Raw genomic sequence first — 19244 nt, forward strand, 5'->3', positions numbered from 1 at the left:
AGGATATGATACAAAAAGTATCATTATATGCAACGACACATTTTGTAATAAAATTTGACTTTCTTGTATACGCTATGTATCTTTTAACCATGAAAAACATTACAACCCTCAAAGCGCTGATTAATTCAATCGATGCGCCGTCTAAAAAGGCGGCTAGAAAAATTATTGCTGAAAAAATAGGGCTTAAAGAACCGACGATTAAATCTTTGGCTAACGGTACTAGACGAATAACAGCCGAAAACGCCACTCATTTATCAAAGGCTTTTCCCATTAAGCGGTCTTCTTTGAGACCTGATTTATTTGATGATTAAGTTTAACTCCTGTGTTGAGCCTGCCCGCGTTGCAGCGGGCTTTTTTAAATTATTGCGGGGTGGAGCAGTTGGCAGCTCGTGAGTCTCATAAGCTCAAGGTCGCAGGTTCAAGTCCTGTCCCCGCTACCAAAACTTTAAACCCTATCCCAGTGGGTGAATGTCTGGGACGGCTAAAAGCCTGGTATTTTTTAAATCCATGCGCTAAGCGCTTGTTGTGAGTGCTTAGCAGATGGCAATCAGCCGGTGTCCTCACACACCGAAAACCAATGTGAGAAGTCGACTTGAGCGCGTCGGCGGCGGTTTTAGCTCATGAGTTGAAAATTTGAATGCAACGCTGGGTTGATTGCCGTCCCCACTATCTTGATAGTTAAGTCTAGGATAAAACGGAGCTGATTAAAATGCTGCGAGAAAAAACGCAAAAACAAGGTTATTCAATCACGCAAGTGATTGATAAACATTTGTTATCGCTATTGCATGACACATCAGTGTCATTAGCGGTATTTGTTTCAAACGTGCGTGAGCATTACGAAGCTACGCATTTGTTGCATTCTCGTTCCATTGAATGGAGTCAGGTTGCCGACCCAGTTATTCGCATGACGCGCGACGCGGAAAAATTTAAACGTTGGTTAGAGCAAGATGGTAGCAAACAACTACCGATTGATTTGTATGATTCGATTGTTGCTGCATTTCCGGCTGAACGTAAGTTTTCACTGCAAATTGAGTTGATAGCAAGATTAGACTTAGTGCCTGTTCAAATGCCCACGTCCAGCGTGGACGAACTTGCATCATTCGGCAACATCGCCAAGAAAACCGGGCAGACGATGATTGTGGTCGCCAAGCTTTATGAGGATGGCGTCATCGATAAAAACGATATGGCAACAGCACCGGAGGCTTTATCGACAATTGATGAGGCTATTGCAGCGCTTTTGGCGATGAAAAACACCATAAACGTTAATGTTTATGGGGAAAAGGCTTAACTAAAACTAGAAAATAATTAAAGCAAGAACATGGAGAAAGACGCGCCTTGAATCCACGTCATTCAAATAATAGGTGAGCGCCGTTCGTGTTGCTAGTACCGGCACGATGACAGCTTGGAAAGACAAGCGCTATCACGGATGTTGTAGTTCTCAGATGTACACTGAGCAACGCCCGCGCGGGTACTACAGCATCACGTGATAGCTACTATAGGGCAATCATCGTTTCCCGGTATCGAACAAACCGGTGCTATCACGCATGGTAACTGACTGGCAAATCTAGTTTATTTGTTTTTTAACAATGGCAACTAGCTCTTGTAAACCCTCACCAGTTACCATCCTTGATAGTGAAAGACTAGCAGCATGATAACGGTTTGATAAGGATGCTCGACGCATAGTCCTTGCTTGTAAGTTGCAAATTACTGGATGGAGCCACTATCAACAAATACAGGCCGAAAAAAGGCTGTTCCTAAGCCAGCCGGGTAAGTGCTAGCAATATTATCAATTAACGCTAATTAAAGAGGTCATCAATATGGCAATTTCAAATACTAAATTTATCATTATTGCACTTTTCGCGATGTTCCCGTTTTTGTTTAGTCAGTTGGCGCAGGCTTTACCCGCACCACCTAAGCCGCATGTCAACAATATAAAGTATCCAATCGCGAAGGTGGTCGCGCGTAAGGTGCGTTCAGGTCACGGCTATTACGAGTCATTCAGCTCGATTGATGAAGTATCTGAATATCAGCTAATTGGTAGTTTAAGTTTTTATTTTTATACCTAAGCCGCTCAGGTGAAGTGAGCGGCAACAAAAATAAGCATTGGTTACAGTGCTTATTTTTGTGGCTGACACAGGGTTCGATTCCTTAACCGGTTGGTGGTCGGGTGTAAAAAAGCCGCTTTATGCAGAACTAACTGCGTTGTTAAAGGCGTTGGAAGCTGGCACTACGACAAGGAGCCGCCAAATTCAGTAACTGGCAAAAAACCATTCCTACGGAAAAAATAAATTTTTCCATAGGAAATATTGCGGATAGGTTCGCTACCGACAAGCATTTTTCCAGAGTGTTTCCGCTTTGTTTTTTCTGGAAAGTTATTTTGTTCACTGGAAAGCAAAAATGAATGAAATTTTGGATAGAAAAACCGCAATAAAAACAGGTAAAACGCATTATTACACTGGAATACCTTGTAAAAGAGGGCATTTATCTTTGCGTTATACGAATACTAGCAATCGTGTTGAATGTTTAAAAGAAAAGGTTTATGCGGAAAGACTACGAATAAAGGCGGTTAAAAATGGCTGAATTACCAGCGCCTTTAGTGCCTTATGAAGTTGATTTGCGCGACTTTTATTTTATGCCTTTGGATGTGTGCCGGTTAAGGGATAGCAGAATTGCTTATGCTGCATCGGGTGAAGGTTTTCGTTCGGCAGTTTTACTGTGGTGCGCGTGTTGGCATCAGATACCAGCAGCAAGCTTGCCGGATGATGATGTTGAATTAGCGCATTTAGCTGGATTTGGTCGTGTTGTTTCAGAGTGGTTGCGATTTAAAGAAGAGGCAATGCACGGCTTTATTAAATGTTCTGACGGGCGTATTTACCATCCTTATATTGCTACCCAAGCCATTAACTCATGGCGTGAGAAACAAATGCATAGGTGGTCAAAAGAATGCGACCGATTGCGTAAGGAAAATAGGAATAGAAAAGAAAAAGGGCTTGAGTTGCTTAGCTTGCCGGAAAAGCCATTTTTTCCAACGGAAAAAAAACATATTCCACCGGAATCAATAAATGAAGACTCCGGATTTCTTGCGGAAAATGCTCTTAAGGGACAGGGAGAGGGACAGGGACAGGGAGAATCTATTATGTTGTGTTGTAACGCGCGCGAGGAAAAACCCGAACTTGTCAGCGTGGTATCGTCTCGCATACCTGACACGCCGGAAAGCCCAATGCAGTTTGTTGAATATTTTCACAACACACTAGGATTTTCGTTTCATGAAGCGCAAACGGTCAAGACAATACCCATGTTCAAGTCATGGGTTGATAGCGGGGTGACTTTGGGCATGATAGAGCTGGCATCACAAGCAGTAGCCGCTAGCTTGACGTCAAAAGGCCAGTCTCGGCCTTCAAGCCCGATGTATTACAAAAATTTTGTAACGGAAATTATTGCTCAAACCCAACAGGCACAAAAAAGCCTTGGCGACCGGACAAGTCAAAACCAAGGCTTAATCGAAAAAAATCGGGGAAATTATGACACAAAAACACGGGTTAACGCCAGTAGCGGAGTTGGTAAAAAATCTTTGTGCGAACGGGCAGACGATGCAGTTAGACGCGTCGAGGAGCGAGTTGCACGAGAGCAAGCAGAAAGCACAACCGCAATTGAAACTATCTGACACAGCTATAGCAAGATTATGGCGCAGAATGACGGCGCTGTATGGACACAAATGGCAGTCAGTTTATGGCGATGTGAGTGATGAAAAAGGGGCGTTAACCGATACGGCAAAAATATGGGTGACGGAATTGGTTGGAGTTAATTATCAACAAATCGTAACCGGGATTAGTCGTCTTGGTAATTATTATCCTGATTGGCCGCCTACGGTTTTTAAGTTCAAAGAATTATGTTTGGCAGGTGAAAACGAAGGCATACCCAGTGTTGAGCAAGTTATCAGGATTTTAACGACATTAACTCAACCATCGACCGGGCTTAGTATTGCGGACAGGTTTAAACACCCATTGGTGTTAGCGGTTTCTAAGCAAATCGATATGTTTGCACTGCGTACAGCAAAACAAGTAGACGCTGTGAAGATGGTCAAACCAATTTACCAGCAATTACTTATGTCAGGATGGCAGGATTTTAGTGATATTGACTTTTTTAGGGATGAGGTAAGGCAATTGCTAGGTTGGCTGATAAAAACATAGCAAAGCGGTTTTTAAGCGAAATTAAAGCAGCCGTAAAGACTACAGGTGAGCCATGAAATTAATCACAATCGCCCAATTCCAAAAAAAACACAAATTAAGCAGGTATTGGTTTTTTCATTTTAAAGGCGAAAAACCAATACCTGATAAAATGGAAAAGCGTTGTGTACGCAATGTCGCCTTATACGATGAGGCGGCGTTAGAAAAGCTTTTGCCGAATAAGAGTGATGATGAAGAGTTGGTAACGATTACCAAAATATGCTCAACAAAAAGGCATATCGGAACAATTACTGTATTCGTATCAAAAAAGCCACGAGATTGACCCGGATAACTATTCTTTCCCCAAGCCACAAAAAACTGAAACAAAACAAGTTGGCGGAAAGAATGTGGCAATTAATTATTACAACCGAGTTGATTTAGACAGGCTGTGCCGGGTTAGAGATATTAAAAAAACTGGGGTAGATAATTTTCAAGTTATTGATTTCTTAAAAAGGCCAATGCCAGAAACGATTAAATGGCAAAAAGAACGCTCGCTAGACCGTGCAGAAACAAAATAATACAACAGCACTAGAGCGCGACAAATTGTTTTTGTGCCAAAACGGCGGACGCAAACATTTGGGTAATTTAGAGCAGTTTAGTGATGTGGTGTCCAGATTTACGCATGATGGTCTTAACGAATTTGATGCGCAAGTAGAGGCTAAGAAAGTGATGGATAGTGAGTTGATTAAAAAAACCAATGGCAACAGCATTCCTCGTTAAAGCGCACGGTAGCGGCTATTTAATGCCGGATGATGAATCCTCGATTGAGGTAATTGAAAAAATTAAAGCCGGTAGCGTTGTGAAAGCGGAGATTACGCAGCCGAGAAATTGGAAGTTTCATAAAAAATTCTTTGCTTTGGTTAATGTTGCTTTTGAAGCCTGGGATATGCCGGGCGTCGAGTACAAAGGGATGCAGGTAAATAAGAACCGTGACCGGTTTAGGAAGGATTTAATCATCTTAGCGGGTTATGGTCATCCAGTGGTTAATTTGCGCGGTGAGGTGCGGTATGAGGCGAAATCGATTAGCTTTGGCAGTATGGATGAGTTGGAATTTGAAGAGCTGTACTCGCGCGTGGTTGATGTGGTGTTAGCTAAGGTTTTGATGCATTACTCGCGTAGTGATTTAGATGAGCAAGTTAATAGGGTTTTGAGTTTTGTATGAGGTATCTAAGTCTATTTAGCGGAATTGAAGCGGCTACTGTGGCTTGGAAAAATTTAGGTTTTACACCTGTTGCTTTCTCAGAAATAGCGCCTTACCCGTGCGCTGTGTTGCAACATCATTACCCTAGCGTTCCTAATTTTGGCGATGTAACAAAAATTACCGAATCCGATATTAAGAAATTAGGCGCTATTGATTTAGTTGTATTTGGCAGCCCATGCACTGATTTATCAGTAGCAGGCAAACGTAAAGGCTTTATTGATGAAAACGGAAAAGTTACTCGAAGTGGATTATTTGACCATGCCATTAATATCATCGGATGGGCTAGAAAGCATTGTGGCACCAGGTTCGCTTTATGGGAAAAACGTGCCAGGCGCATTTTCCTCAAACAAAGGCCGAGATTTTGCAGCAGTGGTTGAAAAAAATGGCAGGACTCAGAAACCTTAGCCAACCCAAAAACGGCTGGGGAACTGAAGGCTGTGCGGTTGGCGACAATGGAATGCTCGAATGGGCTGTATTGGACGCGCAATGGTTCGGAGTTCCGCAGCGGCGCAAGCGTGTCTTTGCTGTCGTCGATTTTGGAAACTGGGCAAGTAGACCACCAATACTACTTGAGCGTAGAAGCTTGCGAGGGAATTTTAAATCGAGCGTCGAAAAGACGCCAAGTATTACCAAGCGAGTTTCAACAGATTTTGAAAAATTATATGCAGTTCAGGGACATATTATTAGGCATAACCCAAAAAACGGTGGCGATGGGTTAGGCATACGCGATGATGTTTATCCCACATTAACCACTCATATTAAACACGCCGTTGCTTTTAGAGCATGTGGGCAAGACGGATTTACTCCAAGTTATATATCACCACCAATTTTAGCATCTGACGGCGGCGGTGCTGGTGTTCCGGCTGTTATGCATAACTCAGTCGTTCGATACTTAACTGTAACCGAATGCGCCAGGTTAATGGGTTTTTCAGATGATTATTTGACGGTTGAATTTAATGGTAAGCAGCCATCAAAACGTCAGCAATATATGGCGCTAGGAAATAGCATGGCAGTTCCTGTTATGAAGTATGTCGGGGAAAGAATCAAGGAGATTATTTAATGGCGAACATAACATTCACGCCTTACGAAATTGAGTGCCTTCAAGCTGGGATAGCTATCGACAATAAATTGGTTGAAGAGTTAAAAAAAGATAAGGCGCGTCTGGATTGGCTGGCTGATAGAGATAACAACATTGGTAATGTAACGTTGCCCACCACTTGCGTTGCAAATAATTTAACAGATTTGAGAATGGCTATTGATGAGGCTATGAAACTATGAATAACGCATTACAAATATTTAATTTCAATTCGCATGATGTGCGGGTGATTACCGATACTACGGGTGAGGTTTGGTTTATTGCAAAAGATGCGGCGGAAGTGTTGGGATATGGTAATACCAAACAAGCCGTTATAGACCATTGCAAAAAAGCTAAGTCATTGAAAGATATAGGGGTCGTGTTTCGCGACCCCGAACAAAATCAACAACTTACATTAGATATGCAAACTAAGCTAATACCGGAATCAGATGTATATCGCCTAGTCATTAGGTCAAAACTAGAATCGGCAGAGGCATTCCAAGATTGGTTGGTTGAACAAGTGCTGCCTAGTATCCGCAAAACTGGGAGCTATTCAATGACTGGCTTCAATGTCCCTAAAACTTTTGCTGAAGCCTTACGCCTAGCCGCCGATGCGCAGGAAAAACTTGAAGCGGCACAAGCAATTGTTGAAAAACAACAAAAAACTATTTCTGTTAAAGACGACCTGATTCGCGCTAGCAACGAGGCCAGCATCAAAGCTGGTGAAATACTGATTCGCGAGTTTGTTAAATCGGTAGACATTATAAATCTAGGCGAAAAGCAGTTTTATCAATGGATGCGTGAGCAGAACATCATCATGGAAAGCCGCGAGCCTTATAGCGAATACGTTAAAGCCGGTTATTTCACCTGGAAGCCAACTGAAATTAAACATGGCGGGGAATACAGATATACGTTACGAGTAACGCCACGCGGTAAGGTTTGGTTAGCTGCAAAGTATATGGCGTACATAGATACTAGGCTTTCAGCAGAGCTATTTTCTCTTGTTGCTTAATTTTTTAATTCCATCGAATAGTGGGGAATTAGGGTGAGTAAATTACGCCAATCGGCCAAAGGCCAGCCCTGCATGATTAGAATTCCAGGCGTGTGCAATCGAAACAATGAAACCACGGTTTTAGCACATTTGAACGGCGGTGGTGTTGGCGCTAAAAAACATGATTTGTTTGCGGCGTTTGCTTGTAGCGCTTGTCACGACGAGATAGATAGGCGAACTCGTGTTATCGATGTTGAAACAGCAGAATTATTGCATCGTCAGGGCGTTGAGCGGACGCAGTTATTTTGGCTTAATAGTGGATTTATTAAGGTTGATTAATGGCGAAAAAACAGAAAAGTGTTGAATGGTATACGCCGGCTTGGATTTTTGAGCAATTAAGCCTTGAGTTTGATTTAGACCCAGCTAGTCCTGTCGATTTTGAAACACCGGTACCGGCCAGAAAAAAATATACCGTTAATGATGATGGATTAAATCAACAATGGTTCGGGCGTGTTTGGTTAAATCCGCCTTTTGGGCCTGATACAAAATTGTGGCTGCATAAAATGATTAGTCATGGTCACGGTATTGCCTTGGTATTTAGTCGCACTGACGCATCTTGGTGTCAACAAGCGATGAAAACAGCGACGGCGATGCTGTTTGTAGCAGGTAGGATGGAGTTTATTGCGGGTGCTGAAAACAAGCATAAGCGTAGTCGGGCGGGTGCTGGTACCGTAATATTTGCTTTTGGGAATGATTGTGCCGATGCGCTAGAAAAGTTAAAAGAAAAAAGGTGTTTATATGCGGAGAAAAGTCGATTAATGCCAAAGCAATCAGAGCATGACGAACAAAAGCTATTTTTTACCTGGGTTCGATTGCAGTATCCATCGATACCCGTGTTTGCTATCCCAAATGGTGGGCATCGCCATGTGATTACTGCAAAAAAATTGAAGGCGGAAGGTGTCCTTGCCGGCGTTCCTGATATTTTTGTAGCCGATGGTAATCCTGGGTTATTTATCGAAATGAAAGCTAAAAAAGGCCAAGTGTCTGAGCATCAAAAATCGATGATTGAATGGCTAAATAAAATGGGTTATCAGGTTAAAGTTTGTTTTGGATTTGATGAAGCTAGGGCGTGTGTTGTTGAGTATTTGAAATGACTAGATATTTAAGACCAGGTAAGCCGCATATTTTTAAATATAAGGATAGTTGGGTATGCGCTTGTAATTATTATTTTCAGTACGGTAGAACACCGGTTGACGCGTATGAAACGTACATTAAATTTTCGAGTAAATAATGAATAAATTAGAAGATTTTGAAAATCCAAACAATTGGACTAGACCGTACAATCATAAAGGTGATTTGCTAGCAGAACATTGTTTGTATAAACCAAAACTAAAAGCCAATACTGAGTTTAGGGATTTATTATCAATGAGTTGGATAGATGCAAAAAAAGAAACACCTAAAATTTTAAATTCTGTAAATCACTCAGATAATGTATGGGGTTGGGATGGTCATAATATTATGGTTGTCGCATATTTCATTGACGAAGATGGCGGACATTGGGCGAACGCTTACGGTAATGTATGGGGTGATGCTGAATTTGATGATGACTATGATATTAAAGCCTGGCAGCCAATAGAAATACCGTTGCCGCCTAATAATAATTCACTTTTTGGTAAGTAAATAATGCTTAATAAAGTCACATTAATAGGCAACGTAGGACAAGACCCTGATGTGCGTTATATGCCGGATGGTAGCGCAGTCGCAACACTGTCCATTGCCACATCACGCCGATGGAAAGATAAAAGTACCGGAGAAAGAAAAGAATCGACCGAATGGCATCGTGTAGTTATTTTCCGCGAGCTAGCCAAGATTGTTAGCGATTACGTCAAAAAAGGTCAGCAAATATACATTGAAGGCAGCCTTAGAACGCGTAAGTGGCAAGGCTCAGACGGACAAGACCGTTATACAACGGAGATTATTGCTAATGTAATGCACATGCTTGGTCGTAAAGAAGGTGGAAGTAATACGCCGCCACACCCAGCAACCGATAATAAACCTGAAAATAATTCGTCAATGCCGCCAATGCATAACGATTATGAAGGTTTTGATGACGATATACCGTTTTAGAGGCTACTTCCCTACCTGAATGGGGGAAGATTCAGGGCGGTGTTGAGAACTCGATACGCGAAGCAGTTAAATGTTTAAATCCCTACCTAGGCGGGCGAATTCTTAGGGTGCAAGCTGCAATGCAGTAATTTATTAAGAAATAACGTTAGGAACTTATTATGCATGATTGGTTATGCAAATTAATTATGTGGCCTGTTGTTATTGTGGGGATTATTTTTGTAATAATGCCTATGCTCTTGTTGGATAAGGTAAAATTTAAACCTTTGAAAAAAGTTAACTAAAAATATAAATCGAGTTACGGATAACGACTATCTCATTGCAGGAAAACCACGATTTAGGTACGCGGGTATACCTAGTTGTGACTATCAATTGTTTGTGCAGCAATTGCCAGTATGTTTTCTGACAAAGGTAAGTGAAGAATGAGAAGACAGCGAAAAAACGCTAAGTATGTAAGACGCGAATTAGCGGTAATTGTTGGTGACCGCCTTAAGTTTTCGCGTGAAAAAAACGGTATCAGTCAGGAAAAAGCCGCCGCAACCCTGGGGTATCGTAACTCTAGCCAACTATCTAAAATTGAAAAGGCGGTAGATAGCCGGTTGCCGCCTATTGAGAAGTTAATCGAAATGGCTACGCTGTATGAGGTGTCGATTGATTTTGTTCTTGGGCAAACTGATGACTGGGATATTGATGAGAAAGAGGTTAATCGGCGTGGCGTCACTGTTGCTTGTAAGGATGAGTTACGCGACATAATTGAGCAATATGCCGGGCATACATCGAATGTAGAAACCATGCTTGAAGGTTTCGGTGAGCATTTGCGCGAAAGTGTTGAAATTAACAATGAGGCAGTCGTAGCTCTTGAACGGTTTATTGAGCTTAATACCAAGTTTCAAGACATGAAGGGCGGTGCAAAGTTAGTTAGGTGCATAACTGACGCAAGACAAGTCATGACGGATTTATCCAATCGATTGGATAGGTTAAAAATCAAAAAAGCAAAACCCAAAAATATTAATCAAGTAACTATTTTTCAGGTGTTAGATGGCTAGGTTAACAAAAGACGATTGGCTTGCCTTGCAAAAAAAGTGGGAAGAAAGCGATAAGTCGGGTTTTGATTGGTTAGTCCAAGATGCAGGCGGAATATCAAGACAAGCGATAAGTAAGTACGCAAGACAGCATGGTTGGTGCAAAAAAAGCGAGCAACCAAAAGTTGCCCAACAGCCGGTTGCGCAACCAGAAGTAATGCCAAAACAACAAGCCAATTCAGTTAAAAAACAAAAGCATAAAAAAAGTTGCGCAACCAATTATTGAAAGTTGCGCAACCAAGATTGACGAAGTTGCGCAACCTAAACCGCCACCAAAATATCAAGGGCATAATGGAAGTGATTACGGCATTGGTTTCGATGACAGAGGTAGGCGAATAAGAATTTCCGCAGCGGCGATAAATGCAATTTCTGTTCCTGGCAGACCGGCGAGTTATCATCCTGATTTAAACATCCTTGCGTACCGGCTGGCGTTGGTAGGCATGGACAATGAAGAGATTGCAGGGGCGCTTGGGTTAAATGTTGCTACCCTGACCGGCGAATGGTTTAGGGATTACCCAGATTTTCACACCGCAATTAAAGAAGGCCGCATACATGCTGATGCTAATATCGGTTCAGCGCTGTATGACCGGGCGATGGGCTATTTTGCGCCGGAAATTAAAGTGTTTGTGATTGACGGGAATGTTGTTGAACACGAGGTGATGAAGCATTACCCGCCTGATTACAAAGCATTGCAGTTCTGGCTAACAAACCGGCAGGCAGAGCGATGGAAAAACAAAGTCGAAGTCGAGAAAAAACAAGAATGCCCTGTTATCCCACAAGAGGAATTGGATGCGATTTACGCGCGTAACCTTGAGAAGCAGAAAGAGGCAATGGCCAAGGTTATGGGCAGGGCGGCTAGGCTTGGTATTGCGAATTATGTGGATAGTACGGCGGTGGAGATAGATGATTAAATTTAATAATGGCGATATTGTTGCAGTAATTGCGCCTAGATTTACGTGTCAAGATAGAAATGGCGACGACGTAGAGCGAGCAATGGTTTGGAACAAAACCAAAAAAGGCTATGAAATAATCCCTGATACACATGGTTTTAGAATTGACGATAGTTATGTGCCAGACGCTAAAGACTTGGTTTATTGCCAAGAGTCGTATTTATTTGTCCCATAAAAATATATGACGTTGATACAAAAATTAGGCTTTGCGAGTTACGCGGATTATTGGGTGAGTCGGAATAAGACTGCACACAATAAACTAGGCCATAAACATAGCTAGCTTGATAGTCTATTTCGGTTAAAACCACTAGGAAACTAGCCCCCCAACACCCACTAGCCCCGTGTTTAATAATGCAAGTTCAACTGCTTGCATAAACACGGATGGCAAAAAACAAGCTAATCATCGAAGACCCACGTTATTTACCGTTTGTTGAAAAGTTTTCAGCAGACCCGGTAAGGTTTGCGCTTGAGGTTCAAGGGATATTCATATCCGACCAGCAAGAAATCCTAATGACCAGTGTAGCGCAATCGCGCTCTCGCACGTCAGTAGCATCGGGTCATTCGACGGGTAAAACCACGTCGATAGGCAACCTTGTGTATTGGCACATGATATGTCATGTTAATTCGGTTACGTTTTTAACTGCCAACGATATGGACCAACTTAAAGCAACACTATGGAAAGAAATAGCCATTGCTCACGAACGAATCAAACGCGGGCCGCATGGTTGGATAGCTGAACACGTTGAAATTCTTGCAGATGGCACAATGCGTGTTATTGGCTTTGAAAAAATGTGGTTTGTTGAATCTAAAACCGCTAATGAGCAAACTGCGAATAAAATGGCCGGGCGTCACGCGGAATGGTTGTTCATTGTTGGGGATGAAGCGGCGACTATTCCTGATTCAGTTATCAGCACGCTAAACGGCGCGTTATCTGAGCAACATAACCGGTTTTTATTAACCTCTCAGCCTATTAAAAATGCTGGTTTCTTTTGGCGCACCCATAACGAAATATCAACGCTGCAAGGCGGAGAATGGAACGCGCTAACGTTTAACTCGCTTGATTCACCATTTATGTCCGACGATTCTTTTAAGGAGTTATGGGACACATACGACGACGATGAGCGACGCGTAAGGTTATTAGGACTATTCCCCGAAGACTCTAGCGGTCACATGATGAACCTTAAGGTTGCTAATGCTATGTATCGTCGTGGGCGAATTATTAAAGACGATGAGGCTTGGGGTTGGGGCGTATCAAGCGATATTGCATCTGGCGAAGGTCTACGGGATAAATCGGCAACTGTCATTGGTCGTGTGATTGGTTATGGTGACCACGGGCCAGAAGCGAGGCGAGTTGAAATTGTGCATATCCCGTATTTCACCAACAAAATAAGGTCAAATGTTTTTGCGAATAACATCGCGGACGAAAGTGCAGAGTTAAGTAATGCTACTTGCATTACTGATAGTGGTGGCTTAGGTATCAATGTTTGCCAGTCGTTAGAGGATATGGACAAAATCGTGTTGCGGGTTAATTGGGGTAGCCCATGCTGGCAGAAAGGAAACAAAGAGCGTTATCTAAATTTACGTGCGCAAGCTATGCATCAAGCGGCACGGGCGGCTAAAGAAGGTCGATTATCGATATTAACGCTAGACCATAAACGCGCGTTAACCAGTCAAGCCTCAAGAATCCCTAAAGCGTGGACAGGAAACCGTCGTATTGTAGTCCCCCCAAAAGGCGCAAAAGAATGGCAAGGTTTAGGCTCACCCGACCTATGGGACGCCATTTGCTTTTTTTTCCTTGAGAATTTTCAGTATATCCCCGCCGAAAAAAGCTCTTCAAAAGAAATTAAAAACAGCGCTGAAACCGTAGCCGATGAGGTTGCCGAGCTGTTTGCAGACTTATAGGAAAAGCCTACAAACACCCTAAAAATTACCCACATAATCGTATCCAATTTAGTTTTTACAGGTATTGGATATGCCAAAACTGTTACCAAAAATTACCTACTCACTTGCCGACCGTGGGCGTACTGTGACCGGTGTTCCGAGAGACAAAATTAATATCAAGGCAATTGTCGATGATATGAATAGTCAAACGTGTCAAGAAAAGGTCGCTAGCCGAGATATGCATGGCTATTTAGGCCATTGGCCGCGCGTTCGGTTTAACTCGTTGTTGCCGATTACCGGTGGTTTAGCCGATGGCAAAGTGCATTATTTACAACCAGCGTTAGTAACAACGTATTTAAAAGCCTTTCCAGATGGCACAGTCGAACATCAATCTGAGCTGTTAGATACCGACCCAGGCATTGCTGCTCAGAAAATGTGGGACAGCAAAGTCGGCGGGTTTTCGTCAGCAATCGACTTTAAAGCCAATCGGTTTTATGGGTTTGATTATGTTCCAGACCCTAATTTCATCAAAAATTCCTACCGTGGAGTGATGATGTTAGATTCTGCTTCATCAATGACCGAAGACGAATTAGATTTTGAGATTAGCAACGAAATTGCTCAAGGATTGATGCAAGTCATTAATCAACGCGATTTTTTATTAGACCAAGCGAATGCCGCGTTAAATAACGCGATAGCGGAGAACGAAGAGCTGTTATCCATCCTGGCTACGCGAGGTATGCAACAAAATTCGTATCATTTTGACGATGGTGGCGGCAATCAGCAACCCATATCGGTTGCATTAGATTCTACGCAGCGAGTGCTAGAGATGATTGACTCGTTTAGGCTGCAAGAATTACCCGTTATTAGAACGCCATTGGACAAAGAGCAGCAACAAGTCGAAGAAGAGTATCAATCAATCGTAAAAGTATGGGGAGGCCGGTAGTGCTAGACCCTATCAAAGTCGCTGTTGGCGAGTATATGGGCCGGTTTTACGCTGAAATAACGCCTAATACCAAAGTGTTAATTGAATATGTCGGGCGTGGATTGCCTAAAAGTATTCAGTGGTGTCCATCACGCATGATTGACTCGACTGAAGAAATGATTGAAGCCTGGCAACGAAACGATACCGATTCAGCCCCAACACAGCCGTATAAGTCGCCGGTTATCCTGGTCGCAATGGCGCGAGATTACACACCAACCGGCAGAGACTTTACCCGACAAGTCGCAAACGCCGAAGATTTTATTTATCCAGATGATGAGAAAGAGCGAATTTTCAAAGTTAAAACAGTTTCGGGCGATGTCAGGGTGCAAGTTGTCATCCTATCGCAAGAAGAACCCAGCGCGAAATCACTCGCGGCGCAATTTACGTTATTTGTTGACGGTGTTAACAATCGACGAATGCCCGCAAGGTTTAAAAACTTACTCGGTAACGATGAAAATTGGCCGGTTGTCCTTAGCACACCAGAGGTTTCATTTTTTGCCGCGCGTGGGCAATCAAAAAATAACTGTGTCCTATTGTCGGACTTAACATTTAAATTTACCGCGCCGTTGTATTTTGCGCCGAAAGTCGAAGATGAAAATAATGACAACCAAGGCGTACCAGGCACAACAGACCCGTCAGGCTATTTAGCTGTTGATTATTCTGTAGAACACCCAGGTGAGGCTAAGCCGTGAGTATCATTAAGATTCAAACAACGATAGCCGGGTATAGCGGGAAACCATGTAGTTTGTTTTCCGGTTACGATTTGGAGAAAAGAATCTTACAAATTCATGCTGAAACAGAGTTTTCAGCCGCTCGTAAAGAGGGTTGTGTCGTCATCACTAGCGATAAAGCATTAGAACGAGATGTTTTATTTGCTGAGGCTAATTTTCAAGAGGCGATCCGGTTGTACTTTGATATGGAAGCCGGTATTGCAAGCGACGGCGTGAGTAAGCGTTTAAATTTCTCAGAAAAAACCGCAAGGGCAAGACCTAATTCAGTGTTAGAGAAGGGCGATATAAACGAAACAGGGCAAAAGTACATTGTCAACCAAGGGATTAGTAACCTTCAGGTGGCGGCGATTGCGACGTGTTGGTATTGTCATTCTAAAGCCGAATTAATCAATCAAGTGGTCGCTGAAGCACAAGAATTTAACGACCTGTGGCGAGCTAGTCAGGGCGCTATTTTTTACGTTTTAAGACTTAAAGGTAAAAAAATGAATAAACAGGAAATTGAGCAGGAAATACAAGACAAAGGACTAACAGCACCAAGAGTTACTATTAGTGATATTGAAGCAAATATTGCGCGTGAAGAATATTTCACGGCTTTTGAGGGCATGTTGGGCAGAGAAGCTTGTGACCCTTGTGGAGCGACAGTTTGTCGCTCATTAAATCCAAAAGACAAAAGCCCTTTTGAGCTTCTTACGTTTTGCGTCATTCTTCTTAAAAATGGCTATACAGTGACAGGGGAGTCGGCGTTTGTTAGTTCAGAAAATTTTGATGCAGAATTAGGTAGAAAAATAGCCAGACAAAATGCTGTAAATAAAATATGGCCGTTAATGGAATACGCCTTGCATGAAAAATTGCATAAGGAAAGTTAAATGTCATTAGACCCGAAAAGCACTTATTACGACGCCGGTGGCATTGAAACCATCGATATTATTAAGGCCAAACTAACGCCAGAGCAATTTAAAGGTTATTTATTAGGTAATTCTCTTAAGTATTCGTGCCGGATGATGCACAAAACGCCCGATAACCCGGTGCGCGATGCGGAAAAAGCAGCTATGTACGCAAGTATTTTGAAAGAAGAATTTAAAGACGCCGAACATAAGCTTAATTGGAGCGATGCATTTAATGCTGTCTCGTCAAAAATGGCTGAAGCGTTGTTATCGTTATTAAACAAATGATTGATACCAACACTATTGCCGCCGCTAAATTCTATGGCTTAATTCGTGAGTTTGTTGCCACGATTCAGCTTGGGATACCCGCGCAATTTATTACGACGTTAAACCCGATGAAGTGCGCGATTTAACACTGGTATCTAAGCGTGTGTACGGCAATCGTGATGAATCGTTAGCGGTAATGGCGTCGGCTGGGTTAAATCACATCGACCAAGAGTTAAAGCAAGGTCGCATGGTTTTGCCGAATAGCACCACGCTTTACCAACTAAAGCGGCAATCAGGCTTTGAATCGGTTGCTGAGCTACGCGAAAACTTTAAGCCGGTTTGGGCGGAATAATGGCGGATACCGACTGGTTAGGTCGATTAACTGGTGCAGCGGATGAAGCTAAACAGCGCTTTAAAAGCGATGCAGAGCAACGCAGACAAGCCGCAAAAGAGCCGCGTAGCATCATCCTTAATCAAAAGGATGTTCTAACCGGTAACTGGGATGCGAGTAAGGTTTTATTTACGACAATTGGCGGTGTTTTAAGGCCAATAACGCTAGAAGATTTAAGAACCTTCAAATACAACATAGGCGTTGTTAAAAGCCAATTTAAAAAAGGCATAACTGCTAAACAAGTGATTGACTTGTCATGGCACGATGATAGAAAACGCGCATCGGAAGAAATTAAGCAAGCAGTACCACTTAGCTTTTCCAACGGGATTGTTAAATTTATAACCAATGCGGGGGGTACAACCCCAGGTGTTACGCGTCACCATGTGGTTGTTGAGTTTTTGGGTTATAGCGTGGAAGCGGCAAGTGGTAATACCACCGCAAAACAATCGGCCAATAGGCTTAAGAATGGTCGGCTTAAGTTTGATTGCGATTGCGGGCGTCATCGGTATTGGTTTCGTTATATCGCTACGATTGGTGGTTATAACGCTGGTAGAAAAGAAACCGGCTACCCGAAAATAAGAAACCCGAAACTAGGCGGTATTGCCTGCAAACACGTTTTGCGGGTAATGGCTGAAATAGACAACGGGCCTATGATTTTATCGTTTTTAACTAAAGCGATGGAAAAAGCCAAGGCTAGTGATGAAGCCAATGCAGCCGCACGGTTTAATCAAAAAGACGCTGAAAACCTGGCGAAAGGCCAAGCGAAAAGAGCCGATTCAACGATTAAAACATCTGACCAAAAAAAAGCGCGACGAAGCCGACGCCAAGACACAACGCCAACAAGAACGCGCCGAACGACAAAAGCAAAAAATCAAAGAAAAGGTAAAGGCCGCGCCTAAGCCTAAAAAGGCGAAAGCAAAATCAAAGCAATACACGGGTGATGAGCAAGCTATTATCAATAATCTAAGAAACTCAATGGCACAATTTTGGCATTACGCCAACACAAAAGCAAATCAACGACGCGTTAAAAAATTATCGCAGCTCTCGCGCTTAGGAAAGCGACAAAAACCACCCCATTTTGAAACATAAAGTAGTTGCCGTGCTTAATTCATGCATCGGCAGCCATGTTAAATAATGTTCCAGACGCTATCAATCGGATAAAACGCAATGTCGTTATCAATCATCCGAACACCTATAACTGTCACATCGTAAGAAAAATCATTAACCGGGCCGATGAGCCTGAAGTTGGCGGATTGCCCACACTGGGCGGTTTAGGCATGATTAGTGCCGATGATGAGCAAGATGTTGATTGGGACTTTATTGATAATGGCTATGCCTTACCTGCTGAACCGTTTGGCGCACCGTCACAAATGATGGACAGGCAAGACGCTAACAATCCATCACTAGAAGAATTCCGCTTTTTAATCGAACCCGAAGACGCCGACATAGAACTTAAAAAAAACGATGTTATTTATCTAATTATTAGCGAAGTCGTACTTATCGCGTTTGAGATTGTCACGGTAGAAACCTTAACCAACATCGCGCCTTTTAACATCCGCTACGTTTGCAATAAACGCCCTGATTTATTCCTAGATTTTGATTAACAAATTAGGAAAAACGCCAAAAATAGCCGTTTTTGCGGTCAAATAATACTGCCTACTCCGGTTTTTAGCCGGTCTCTCAAAAACTTAACTAGAGTAGGCAAGAAAATATGACTGCACTTGCAAAAAAAAGCGCAATTGGTAAAGAAAACCAGGGCGCAGGGGCTTTTTTAGAAGCCGCTCGTGATAACTTTAAGAACGGTTCGCGGATGCAGTTAGATTCTGCGAATGACGAAACCCATTCACAGAAATTTATGCTTGACTCAGCAAGCGTGGGCGCGTTTATGGCGGAAATGCAAAGCCGTAGCTCAGCGTTGCCAGTTCCTGAAGAAATGGTAGTTCTTCATGACGAGATAGGGTCTAAACACTTTACATCAGTTATCAAAGCCATATTTGATAGCGCATCAAAATATGAAAGCAATCACGGGCAAGCTCTCCCCGATGACTTGTTATTGTGCGCAATGAAAAAAGCGTACTCAACTACTCAACGTGCTAATCAGCAATTCGGTCTTGCGTCATGGGGATTTGATTCTGCGTCAAGCTTAGCGAGCGACCCAATAGCGCTACAAACTAATAGAGCGGTTGTCTCTATTATGTCTACTATTATGGCTGCAATCCCGTTCGCTAATTACATTCCTTTTGATTTAGGTAGCAACGAAGGTAAATTGGCTATTGTCTCTCACCAAGCCGGAGTAAAAAATGGCCGGTATGCGTTAAATGAAAATATTGACGGCGTTAATTCTGGAAGCGCTTATTTAAGCGCTGTCAGAACACATAAAGCCACGCGCGGTATTGTATCCGGTTCAGCAGTGCCATATACCGGTAAAATCACTAAAGTGATGACCGACGATGAAACTT

The 19244-nt window shown here is 42.7% G+C and carries 32 protein-coding genes and 1 tRNA gene; all 33 read left to right on the forward strand.

The window, feature by feature from the left end:
• Positions 1 to 5 precede the first annotated feature (5 nt).
• The gene (locus VZ94_RS00925; RefSeq protein WP_045777782.1) at positions 6 to 311 is read left to right on the forward strand and encodes a hypothetical protein; all 306 of its coding nucleotides are present in this window, start codon (positions 6 to 8) and stop codon (positions 309 to 311) included.
• Positions 312 to 364: 53 nt separating this feature from the next.
• A tRNA-Met gene (locus VZ94_RS00930) sits at positions 365 to 440 on the forward strand.
• A 269-nt stretch (positions 441 to 709) separates the two neighbouring features.
• The gene (locus VZ94_RS00935; protein WP_045777783.1) at positions 710 to 1288 is read left to right on the forward strand and encodes a hypothetical protein; all 579 of its coding nucleotides are present in this window, start codon (positions 710 to 712) and stop codon (positions 1286 to 1288) included.
• 529 nt (positions 1289 to 1817) lie between these two features.
• A complete protein-coding gene (locus VZ94_RS00940; RefSeq protein ID WP_045777784.1) occupies positions 1818 to 2066 on the forward strand; it encodes a hypothetical protein in 249 nt (82 codons plus the stop codon).
• A gap of 331 nt (positions 2067 to 2397) precedes the next feature.
• Positions 2398 to 2580 (forward strand): hypothetical protein, encoded by a 183-nt coding sequence (locus VZ94_RS00945; RefSeq protein WP_045777785.1) that lies wholly within the window; start codon positions 2398 to 2400, stop codon positions 2578 to 2580.
• A complete protein-coding gene (locus VZ94_RS21935; RefSeq protein WP_052700085.1) occupies positions 2573 to 3664 on the forward strand; it encodes a DUF1376 domain-containing protein in 1092 nt (363 codons plus the stop codon). The genes VZ94_RS00945 and VZ94_RS21935 overlap by 8 nt, the downstream gene beginning before the upstream one ends.
• Positions 3651 to 4190 (forward strand): hypothetical protein, encoded by a 540-nt coding sequence (locus tag VZ94_RS00955; RefSeq protein WP_131655437.1) that lies wholly within the window; start codon positions 3651 to 3653, stop codon positions 4188 to 4190. Before VZ94_RS21935 ends, VZ94_RS00955 begins: the two co-directional genes overlap by 14 nt.
• A 52-nt stretch (positions 4191 to 4242) precedes the next feature.
• Positions 4243 to 4509, forward strand: a complete 267-nt coding sequence (locus VZ94_RS00960) for a hypothetical protein (RefSeq protein WP_045777787.1) — start codon at positions 4243 to 4245, stop codon at positions 4507 to 4509.
• A gap of 64 nt (positions 4510 to 4573) precedes the next feature.
• Positions 4574 to 4744, forward strand: coding sequence for a hypothetical protein (locus tag VZ94_RS25710; protein WP_157844824.1), 171 nt, complete (start codon positions 4574 to 4576; stop codon positions 4742 to 4744).
• Positions 4728 to 4946, forward strand: a complete 219-nt coding sequence (locus tag VZ94_RS00965; RefSeq protein ID WP_045777788.1) for a hypothetical protein — start codon at positions 4728 to 4730, stop codon at positions 4944 to 4946. The genes VZ94_RS25710 and VZ94_RS00965 overlap by 17 nt, the downstream gene beginning before the upstream one ends.
• The gene (locus VZ94_RS00970; RefSeq protein WP_045777789.1) at positions 4924 to 5388 is read left to right on the forward strand and encodes a DUF1367 family protein; all 465 of its coding nucleotides are present in this window, start codon (positions 4924 to 4926) and stop codon (positions 5386 to 5388) included. Before VZ94_RS00965 ends, VZ94_RS00970 begins: the two co-directional genes overlap by 23 nt.
• Before the next feature lie 38 nt (positions 5389 to 5426).
• On the forward strand, positions 5427 to 5804 hold the full coding sequence (locus tag VZ94_RS00975; protein WP_239649529.1) for a DNA cytosine methyltransferase: 378 nt from the start codon (positions 5427 to 5429) through the stop codon (positions 5802 to 5804).
• The gene (locus VZ94_RS00980; RefSeq protein ID WP_045777790.1) at positions 5789 to 6487 is read left to right on the forward strand and encodes a DNA cytosine methyltransferase; all 699 of its coding nucleotides are present in this window, start codon (positions 5789 to 5791) and stop codon (positions 6485 to 6487) included. Before VZ94_RS00975 ends, VZ94_RS00980 begins: the two co-directional genes overlap by 16 nt.
• Complete coding sequence (locus VZ94_RS00985; RefSeq protein WP_045777791.1) at positions 6487 to 6705, forward strand: hypothetical protein; 219 nt, start codon at positions 6487 to 6489, stop codon at positions 6703 to 6705. Before VZ94_RS00980 ends, VZ94_RS00985 begins: the two co-directional genes overlap by 1 nt.
• Positions 6702 to 7514, forward strand: coding sequence for a phage antirepressor (locus VZ94_RS24970; RefSeq protein WP_052700087.1), 813 nt, complete (start codon positions 6702 to 6704; stop codon positions 7512 to 7514). The genes VZ94_RS00985 and VZ94_RS24970 overlap by 4 nt, the downstream gene beginning before the upstream one ends.
• Before the next feature lie 33 nt (positions 7515 to 7547).
• A complete protein-coding gene (locus tag VZ94_RS00995) occupies positions 7548 to 7832 on the forward strand; it encodes a DUF1364 domain-containing protein (protein WP_082081271.1) in 285 nt (94 codons plus the stop codon).
• Positions 7832 to 8647, forward strand: coding sequence for a DNA N-6-adenine-methyltransferase (locus tag VZ94_RS21945; RefSeq protein WP_052700088.1), 816 nt, complete (start codon positions 7832 to 7834; stop codon positions 8645 to 8647). Before VZ94_RS00995 ends, VZ94_RS21945 begins: the two co-directional genes overlap by 1 nt.
• Before the next feature lie 136 nt (positions 8648 to 8783).
• Positions 8784 to 9173, forward strand: a complete 390-nt coding sequence (locus tag VZ94_RS01010) for a hypothetical protein (protein WP_045777792.1) — start codon at positions 8784 to 8786, stop codon at positions 9171 to 9173.
• 3 nt (positions 9174 to 9176) lie between these two features.
• Positions 9177 to 9620, forward strand: a complete 444-nt coding sequence (ssb, locus tag VZ94_RS01015; RefSeq protein ID WP_045777793.1) for a single-stranded DNA-binding protein — start codon at positions 9177 to 9179, stop codon at positions 9618 to 9620.
• A 419-nt stretch (positions 9621 to 10039) separates the two neighbouring features.
• Positions 10040 to 10663, forward strand: coding sequence for a helix-turn-helix domain-containing protein (locus VZ94_RS01020; RefSeq protein WP_045777794.1), 624 nt, complete (start codon positions 10040 to 10042; stop codon positions 10661 to 10663).
• Entirely contained in the window at positions 10656 to 10925 is a 270-nt protein-coding gene (locus tag VZ94_RS01025) for a hypothetical protein (protein WP_045777795.1), read from the forward strand. The genes VZ94_RS01020 and VZ94_RS01025 overlap by 8 nt, the downstream gene beginning before the upstream one ends.
• Before the next feature lie 214 nt (positions 10926 to 11139).
• Complete coding sequence (locus VZ94_RS01030) at positions 11140 to 11610, forward strand: hypothetical protein (protein ID WP_052700089.1); 471 nt, start codon at positions 11140 to 11142, stop codon at positions 11608 to 11610.
• Positions 11603 to 11824 carry a hypothetical protein gene (locus tag VZ94_RS01035; protein ID WP_045777796.1) on the forward strand — a complete coding sequence of 74 codons (222 nt, stop codon included), beginning with the start codon at positions 11603 to 11605 and terminating at the stop codon, positions 11822 to 11824. Before VZ94_RS01030 ends, VZ94_RS01035 begins: the two co-directional genes overlap by 8 nt.
• Before the next feature lie 206 nt (positions 11825 to 12030).
• A complete protein-coding gene (locus VZ94_RS01040) occupies positions 12031 to 13551 on the forward strand; it encodes a hypothetical protein (RefSeq protein WP_045777797.1) in 1521 nt (506 codons plus the stop codon).
• A 70-nt stretch (positions 13552 to 13621) separates the two neighbouring features.
• A complete protein-coding gene (locus VZ94_RS21950; RefSeq protein WP_052700090.1) occupies positions 13622 to 14473 on the forward strand; it encodes a hypothetical protein in 852 nt (283 codons plus the stop codon).
• Positions 14473 to 15204 carry a hypothetical protein gene (locus VZ94_RS01050; protein ID WP_045777798.1) on the forward strand — a complete coding sequence of 244 codons (732 nt, stop codon included), beginning with the start codon at positions 14473 to 14475 and terminating at the stop codon, positions 15202 to 15204. Before VZ94_RS21950 ends, VZ94_RS01050 begins: the two co-directional genes overlap by 1 nt.
• Before the next feature lie 53 nt (positions 15205 to 15257).
• The gene (locus tag VZ94_RS27605; RefSeq protein ID WP_239649530.1) at positions 15258 to 16109 is read left to right on the forward strand and encodes a Gp49 family protein; all 852 of its coding nucleotides are present in this window, start codon (positions 15258 to 15260) and stop codon (positions 16107 to 16109) included.
• Positions 16110 to 16415, forward strand: coding sequence for a DUF3310 domain-containing protein (locus VZ94_RS24070; RefSeq protein WP_082081274.1), 306 nt, complete (start codon positions 16110 to 16112; stop codon positions 16413 to 16415). It begins immediately after the preceding gene.
• Positions 16412 to 16540, forward strand: a complete 129-nt coding sequence (locus VZ94_RS30020; RefSeq protein WP_275575091.1) for a hypothetical protein — start codon at positions 16412 to 16414, stop codon at positions 16538 to 16540. The genes VZ94_RS24070 and VZ94_RS30020 overlap by 4 nt, the downstream gene beginning before the upstream one ends.
• Entirely contained in the window at positions 16528 to 16746 is a 219-nt protein-coding gene (locus VZ94_RS01065; RefSeq protein WP_045777799.1) for a hypothetical protein, read from the forward strand. The genes VZ94_RS30020 and VZ94_RS01065 overlap by 13 nt, the downstream gene beginning before the upstream one ends.
• Positions 16746 to 17684 (forward strand): hypothetical protein, encoded by a 939-nt coding sequence (locus VZ94_RS01070; protein WP_052700091.1) that lies wholly within the window; start codon positions 16746 to 16748, stop codon positions 17682 to 17684. The genes VZ94_RS01065 and VZ94_RS01070 overlap by 1 nt, the downstream gene beginning before the upstream one ends.
• Before the next feature lie 195 nt (positions 17685 to 17879).
• A complete protein-coding gene (locus VZ94_RS01075; protein ID WP_045777800.1) occupies positions 17880 to 18389 on the forward strand; it encodes a hypothetical protein in 510 nt (169 codons plus the stop codon).
• A gap of 107 nt (positions 18390 to 18496) precedes the next feature.
• Positions 18497 to 19244, forward strand: a 748-nt coding sequence (locus VZ94_RS01080) for a hypothetical protein (protein ID WP_204368984.1), incomplete at its 3' end; no start/stop codon positions are given.

This window comes from Methylocucumis oryzae (assembly GCF_000963695.1).
GTDB classification, from domain to species: Bacteria; Pseudomonadota; Gammaproteobacteria; order Methylococcales; family Methylomonadaceae; genus Methylovulum; species Methylovulum oryzae.

What these genes read in the sequence shown, in the direction of transcription:
- VZ94_RS00925 (WP_045777782.1), top strand. Translation starts at nt 6, where the DNA reads ATGATACAAAAAGTATCATTATATGCAACGACACATTTTGTAATAAAA.
- VZ94_RS00935 (WP_045777783.1), top strand. Translation starts at nt 710, where the DNA reads ATGCTGCGAGAAAAAACGCAAAAACAAGGTTATTCAATCACGCAAGTG.
- VZ94_RS00940 (WP_045777784.1), top strand. Translation starts at nt 1,818, where the DNA reads ATGGCAATTTCAAATACTAAATTTATCATTATTGCACTTTTCGCGATG.
- VZ94_RS00945 (WP_045777785.1), top strand. Translation starts at nt 2,398, where the DNA reads ATGAATGAAATTTTGGATAGAAAAACCGCAATAAAAACAGGTAAAACG.
- VZ94_RS21935 (WP_052700085.1), top strand. Translation starts at nt 2,573, where the DNA reads ATGGCTGAATTACCAGCGCCTTTAGTGCCTTATGAAGTTGATTTGCGC.
- VZ94_RS00960 (WP_045777787.1), top strand. Translation starts at nt 4,243, where the DNA reads ATGAAATTAATCACAATCGCCCAATTCCAAAAAAAACACAAATTAAGC.
- VZ94_RS00970 (WP_045777789.1), top strand. Translation starts at nt 4,924, where the DNA reads ATGGCAACAGCATTCCTCGTTAAAGCGCACGGTAGCGGCTATTTAATG.
- VZ94_RS00985 (WP_045777791.1), top strand. Translation starts at nt 6,487, where the DNA reads ATGGCGAACATAACATTCACGCCTTACGAAATTGAGTGCCTTCAAGCT.
- VZ94_RS24970 (WP_052700087.1), top strand. Translation starts at nt 6,702, where the DNA reads ATGAATAACGCATTACAAATATTTAATTTCAATTCGCATGATGTGCGG.
- VZ94_RS21945 (WP_052700088.1), top strand. Translation starts at nt 7,832, where the DNA reads ATGGCGAAAAAACAGAAAAGTGTTGAATGGTATACGCCGGCTTGGATT.
- VZ94_RS01010 (WP_045777792.1), top strand. Translation starts at nt 8,784, where the DNA reads ATGAATAAATTAGAAGATTTTGAAAATCCAAACAATTGGACTAGACCG.
- ssb (WP_045777793.1), top strand. Translation starts at nt 9,177, where the DNA reads ATGCTTAATAAAGTCACATTAATAGGCAACGTAGGACAAGACCCTGAT.
- VZ94_RS01020 (WP_045777794.1), top strand. Translation starts at nt 10,040, where the DNA reads ATGAGAAGACAGCGAAAAAACGCTAAGTATGTAAGACGCGAATTAGCG.
- VZ94_RS01025 (WP_045777795.1), top strand. Translation starts at nt 10,656, where the DNA reads ATGGCTAGGTTAACAAAAGACGATTGGCTTGCCTTGCAAAAAAAGTGG.
- VZ94_RS01030 (WP_052700089.1), top strand. Translation starts at nt 11,140, where the DNA reads ATGGACAATGAAGAGATTGCAGGGGCGCTTGGGTTAAATGTTGCTACC.
- VZ94_RS01035 (WP_045777796.1), top strand. Translation starts at nt 11,603, where the DNA reads ATGATTAAATTTAATAATGGCGATATTGTTGCAGTAATTGCGCCTAGA.
- VZ94_RS01040 (WP_045777797.1), top strand. Translation starts at nt 12,031, where the DNA reads ATGGCAAAAAACAAGCTAATCATCGAAGACCCACGTTATTTACCGTTT.
- VZ94_RS21950 (WP_052700090.1), top strand. Translation starts at nt 13,622, where the DNA reads ATGCCAAAACTGTTACCAAAAATTACCTACTCACTTGCCGACCGTGGG.
- VZ94_RS24070 (WP_082081274.1), top strand. Translation starts at nt 16,110, where the DNA reads ATGTCATTAGACCCGAAAAGCACTTATTACGACGCCGGTGGCATTGAA.
- VZ94_RS30020 (WP_275575091.1), top strand. Translation starts at nt 16,412, where the DNA reads ATGATTGATACCAACACTATTGCCGCCGCTAAATTCTATGGCTTAATT.
- VZ94_RS01070 (WP_052700091.1), top strand. Translation starts at nt 16,746, where the DNA reads ATGGCGGATACCGACTGGTTAGGTCGATTAACTGGTGCAGCGGATGAA.